Source organism: Moorena sp. SIO3H5 (assembly GCF_010692395.1).
Taxonomy (GTDB): Bacteria; Cyanobacteriota; Cyanobacteriia; order Cyanobacteriales; family Coleofasciculaceae; genus Moorena.
In genome coordinates, this window is record NZ_JAAHHS010000794.1 from 1 (window position 1) to 1,166 (window position 1,166).

Below are 1,166 nucleotides of genomic sequence, written 5' to 3' on the forward strand. Positions count from 1 at the left end.
TATAGTGCCAAGGGAACTCAGTGCTAGCTTTCAGGGGGTGGTTGTAGGACAAGAAGTACCAGAATGGGCAACTTTAATTACTTCCCAATTTTTACATGGTGGTTGGTGGCACTTAATATCAAATATGTTATTTCTTTGGGTATTTGGTAATAATATTGAAGATAGATTAGGCTATGTAAAATATTTAATTTTTTATCTGGGTTGTGGAATTTTTGCAGGCTTGTGTCAGTGGTTTATTGGCATGAATTCTGCTATTCCTTCCTTAGGAGCGAGTGGCGCAATTTCCGGGGTTTTAGGAGCTTATGCTATTCGTTTTCCCCAAGCTAGGGTAGTCACCTTAGCTTTTTTGGGTTTTTTCATCACTACCCTAAGAATTCCAGCCCTGATACTAATCGGATTTTTCTTTATTCAAAATATTGTTTCTGGGGTTGCTAGTTTACAAGCTGCTGCAAACATGACTGTGGAAACAGGAGGAGTCGCTTACTGGGCGCATATTGGTGGTTTTGTCGCCGGGTTCATTTTAGGTCCAGTGTTGGGGATATTTAGTCGCGATAATTATGATTAAAAAGATATTTTTGTCAAGGTCAATGTAAACATACTTGTAGATAAAAGTAATCAAGTAATCAAGAGCTGATATTCCATTGCATTCAATTTTATTCCATGTGTCATCTAATAGCTAACTATCATCAAGTTATTAGATGCATTGTGTGTAATTTTATTGAAATAATCATTTTTATCCTGATTGACTAAAATAATATTGAATCAACATTCTAGTCTTCTAGTAAATGCTTTTTATCAAGGTATTAGCTTCATTTGTAGAGAAAGTATGAAGCACCTAACAAGTAAAAGTAAAATATATATAAACTTTTTGTAAACAAGAATATTCTAATTTTGACCTAACTAGTTACAAAGAGCACAATAAATAATTATTTTTGCAAGCAAAATAAAGCTTTTGACGATATAAATACGTAGAAATAATATTTTTGCGCTCCTAAATATTCTACTGAAAAAGAGTATTTACAAGATTTTTATTTCTATGTATATTTACTACATGAGCAAATTTACTCCTGTTTTGCTTTGCACTTACATGTTTGTAGTTATACATCGTAGATTTGGGAAATTTATTTGATTTATTGCTGATTAAATGACTGATTAGTCAGCTTTTT

Annotated in this window: 1 protein-coding gene; it reads left to right on the forward strand. The window is 32.6% G+C overall.

Translation table 11 applies throughout. From position 1 onward, the window contains the following. The first annotated feature begins 37 nt into the window (after positions 1 to 37). The gene (locus tag F6K52_RS36580; RefSeq protein WP_364421540.1) at positions 38 to 565 is read left to right on the forward strand and encodes a rhomboid family intramembrane serine protease; all 528 of its coding nucleotides are present in this window, start codon (positions 38 to 40) and stop codon (positions 563 to 565) included. Positions 566 to 1,166 lie beyond the last annotated feature (601 nt).